Source organism: Actinomadura logoneensis, from assembly GCF_003428695.1.
Classification (GTDB): Bacteria; Actinomycetota; Actinomycetes; order Streptosporangiales; family Streptosporangiaceae; genus Spirillospora; species Spirillospora logoneensis.
The window spans coordinates 1-4449 of record NZ_QURH01000812.1; the positions used below are offsets into that span (position 1 = coordinate 1).

At 72.8% G+C, this 4449-nt stretch carries 2 protein-coding genes and 1 pseudogene; all 3 read left to right on the forward strand.

Annotation, left to right across the window (positions count from 1 at the left end):
- Positions 1-2587, forward strand: a 2587-nt coding sequence (locus tag DZF91_RS27910) for an FtsK/SpoIIIE family DNA translocase (protein ID WP_407920946.1), incomplete at its 5' end; no start/stop codon positions are given.
- A 422-nt stretch (positions 2588-3009) separates the two neighbouring features.
- Positions 3010-3774 carry a helix-turn-helix domain-containing protein gene (locus DZF91_RS27915; protein WP_117360113.1) on the forward strand — a complete coding sequence of 255 codons (765 nt, stop codon included), beginning with the start codon at positions 3010-3012 and terminating at the stop codon, positions 3772-3774.
- 122 nt (positions 3775-3896) lie between these two features.
- A pseudogene (locus DZF91_RS27920) lies at positions 3897-4449 on the forward strand (hypothetical protein); the annotation flags it as partial.

Here is a 4449-nt window from a genome sequence, read left to right on the forward strand (position 1 = left end):
CAAGCCCGCGCAGGCGGCCGGAGCGCGCTCCGGCGGCGGCAGGGCCGGCGGTGCGAAGGGCCGCGCCCCCGCGCGCAGGCAGCCGAGCCAGCCCGACCCGATCCCCCAGCTCGTCCTCGGTTTCTTCAAACTCCTGTTCAAGCTCTACCACCTGGCCGCCGTCGCGGTCGGGTCGGTGTTCCGGGCGTACGGCAACGGCGCGCGCGACCTCGACGAGCAGCACCGCCGCGACGGGCTCGGCCTCGCCCTGCTCGGCGCGGCGATCGTGCTCGCCTCCGTGCTGTGGTGGACGCCCGAGGGCGTGGTCACCGTCGCGATCGAACGGGTGGTGCGCGGGGCGCTCGGCGTGCTCGCGATGGCGCTTCCCGTCGTGCTCGCCGCGCTGGCCTGGCGCACCCTGCGGCATCCCGAGCACAACGAGGACACCGGACGCGTCGTCATCGGCATGACCGCGCTCGGTGTCGGCGTGCTCGGCATCATCCACGTCGCCTCCGGCGGCCCGACCCCGGCGAACGACATGACCGGGGTGCGCGGCGCGGGCGGCGTGATCGGCTGGCTGGTCGCCGCGCCGCTGCGGGCGACGCTGTCGGGCTGGGTGGCGGTGCCGCTGCTCCTGCTGCTGGCCGGGTTCGGGCTGCTGGTGGTCACCGCGACGCCGATCGCCCGCGTCCCCGACCGGCTGGCCGAGCTGTGGGCGGTCGCGACGCTCCAGGGCCGTCCGACGCGTCCGTCCGACACGGCCGCCGACGACGACACCAAGCCCAAGCGGCGCCGCAAGAAGAAGGACGACGACGAGAGCGACGGCGAGCTGGAGGTCGGGGAGCACTCCCGGCCGTACGACACGCCCGTCCTGGACGAGTCGTCCGCCGCGTCCGGCAAGAAGGGCAAGAAGGGCAAGGGCGGCGGCGCCGGTGGGGGAGACCTCGCCGACGAGCTGTTCGGCCCGGACCCGCTCGGCGTGGACGACGTCCCGCAGCCCGCGGCCGAGGAGCCCGCGCCCGGCGTCCCGGACCTGCCCACCGACATCCTGGTGGACGCGCCCGCGCCCGGTCACGACGTCCCCGACCCGACGCCCGGCCCGTCCCGCACCGAGCAGCTGCCGCTGAGCTCGTCCGGCGAGATCTACGAGCTGCCCGACCCCGCGGCGCTCCGGCCCGGCAGCGTGGCCAAGCCGCGCACCAAGGCCAACGACGCCGTGGTCGCCTCGCTCACCGAGGTTCTGGAGCAGTTCAACATCGACGCGCAGGTCACCGGGTTCACCCGGGGGCCGACGATCACCCGCTACGAGATCGAGCTCGGCCCGGCGGTCAAGGTCGAGAAGATCACCGCGCTGACCAAGAACATCGCCTACGCGGTGAAGTCGCCCGACGTCCGGATCATCTCCCCGATCCCCGGCAAGTCCGCGATCGGCGTCGAGATCCCGAACGTGGACAAGGACATCGTCAGCCTCGGCGACGTGCTGCGCTCGCCCGCCGCGACCAACGAGCACCACCCGATGATCGTCGGCCTCGGCAAGGACGTCGAGGGCCGCACGGTGGTGGCGAACCTGGCGAAGATGCCGCACATCCTCATCGCGGGCGCGACCGGCGCGGGCAAGTCCACCTGCATCAACGGCCTGATCACCTCGGTCATGATGCGGGCGACGCCGGACGAGGTCCGGATGATCCTGGTCGACCCCAAGCGGGTCGAGCTGACCATGTACCAGGGCATCCCGCACCTGATCACGCCGATCATCACCAACCCGAAGAAGGCCGCCGAGGCCCTGGAGTGGGTCGTCGGCGAGATGGACCGCCGCTACGACGACCTCGCCGCGTCCGGGTTCCGGCATGTGGACGACTTCAACAAGGCGGTCCGCGCGGGCAAGCTCACCGCGCCGCCCGGCAGCGAGCGGGTCTACACGCCCTACCCGTACATGCTGGTGATCGTCGACGAGCTGGCCGACCTGATGATGGTCGCCCCCCGCGACGTCGAGGACTCGGTCGTCCGGATCACCCAGCTCGCCCGCGCCGCCGGCATCCACCTGGTGCTGGCGACGCAGCGGCCCTCGGTGGACGTGGTGACCGGCCTGATCAAGGCGAACGTGCCGTCCCGGCTGGCGTTCGCGACGTCCTCGCTCGCCGACAGCCGGGTCATCCTCGACCAGCCCGGCGCGGAGAAGCTGGTCGGGCAGGGCGACGCGCTGTTCCTGCCGATGGGCGCGAGCAAGCCCATGCGGCTGCAGAACGCCTACGTCTCCGAGAAGGAGATCCACGCGATCGTCGCGCACTGCAAGGCGCAGATGGAGGCGCACTACCGCGAGGACGTCGGCGCCGCCGCGGGGCCGAAGAAGGAGATCGACGAGGAGATCGGCGACGACATGGACCTGCTGGTCCAGGCCATCGAGCTCGTCGTGACCACCCAGTTCGGGTCGACGTCCATGCTGCAGCGCAAGCTGCGCGTCGGGTTCGCCAAGGCGGGCCGGCTGATGGACCTCATGGAGAGCCGCGACATCGTGGGGCCGAGCGAGGGGTCGAAGGCCCGCGACGTCCTGGTGAAGCCGGACGAGCTGGCCGGGGTCCTCGCCGACGTCCGCGGTGGCGGCTCCTGACACCGGCGTCCGCCCGCGCGTTCGTCGATCCGGAGTCGGCCGTGTCCCTTGTCGCGCTGGTCCCCTGGCGCGCCACGTCACGCCTTGCGATCACGCTCGGACGGTGGGTGGCGGCACGCGCGGAACGGTCGTCGGCGGTCCTCGGCCCGGGGCGTCCGGGGACGGCGGGACGGGTTCCGGTCGCACCGTCCGGACGGAGACTTCCGCCCTGTTCAGGGCCATGATGCATGATCCACTCGCGCCGGGGTAGGTGCCGCCGTGAAGGGTGGCGGCCGATGGCCGGACCATGGACGGATTGATGCGGAATCTTGCCCCGTTTCCCATGTGTTGACTATCGCCCCTTGGGCGCGGGGGTTCCTAGACTGGGAATCTCCGGCGTGGGGGTCGGTCGCCTGAAGGTTGCGCTCTGAGGGAGGCTCGCGTTGAGCATCGGTGAGACCTTGGCGAGAGAGCGCGAGCGGGCCGGACTGACCATCACCCAGGTGAGCCTGCGCACCCGGATCCGGGAGTCGGTCGTCCGCGGGATGGAGCACGACGACTTCACCGCGTGCGGCGGCAACTTCTACGCCCGCGGGCACATCCGGAGCGTCGCGCGGGTGATCGGCATCGACCCCGAGCCGCTCGTCCAGCAGTTCGACGAGGCGCACGGCGGGGCGCCGCAGCCCGCGTCCGCCACGGCGTCGGTCTTCGAGGCCGACCAGCAGGTGCCGCTGCGCGGGCGGCGCTCCCCGAACTGGACGGCCGCGATGGCCGTCGCGCTGGTCCTGGTGATCGGCTACGGGGTCTTCCAGGTGCTGAGCCGCGGCGGCGGCGAGCACCACACCGCCCAGCAGGTCGCGGGCACGCCGGTCGGCGCGGGCACGGCCGCGCCGGATCCGACCCCGGCCTCCCCGACGCCCAGCGCCACGCCGCACAAGGGCGTCCAGATCAAGCTCAAGGCCCGCCGCTCCACCTGGGTGCAGGTCCGGGGTGACAAGGGGAGGCCGCTGTTCGCCGGCGTCGTCCAGGAGGGGGACAGCAAGCACTGGTCCGCCCACAAGGTGATCAGGATCGTGGTCGGGGACGGCGGTGGCGTCCGGCTGACGGTGAACGGCCAGGACATCGGCAAGGCCGGCAAGACCGGGCGGGTGGTGACGCTGAAGTTCACCCCGTCCGACCCCAAGCCCGAGGACGCCGGGTCCGCCTGACGTCCCGCCTGACGTCAGGGCGTCGGAGTCGAAGGCGCCCTCGGCCGGGAGGGCGTGCCACACGGGCGCCATGGTGCTCCCCGTGGTCCGGCGAGGCCCCGGAGCCCATTACCTTTGGATACATGTCCACTAGCCGCAAGGTCTCTCTCGTCACGCTCGGCTGCGCCCGGAACGAGGTCGACTCCGAAGAGCTCGCCGCCCGGATCGAGGGCGCGGGCTGGGACCTCACCGACAGCTCCGACGGCGCCGACGTGGTCGTGGTGAACACCTGCGGGTTCATCGACGCGGCCAAGAAGGACTCCATCGACACCCTGCTCGCCGCCAAGGACTCCGGCGCGAAGGTCGTCGCGGCCGGGTGCATGGCCGAGCGGTACGGCGCCGAGCTGGCCCAGGCGCTGCCCGAGGCCGACGCGGTGCTGAGCTTCGACGACTACGCGGGCATCGGCGACCGGCTGGACGACGTGATGGCGGGCCGCCGGCACCAGGCCCACCAGCCGCGCGACCGCCGCACGCTGCTGCCGATCTCCCCGGTGGCGCGGTCCGGCTCGGCGGCGGGAGTGGCCATCCCCGGGCACGGTGCGGGCCACGGACACGGCGCGGGGCACGGCGCGGGGCACGCCCACACCTCCGGCGCGGCCGGGGACGCCCGGCCCGGCACGGACGCCCCGTCCGACC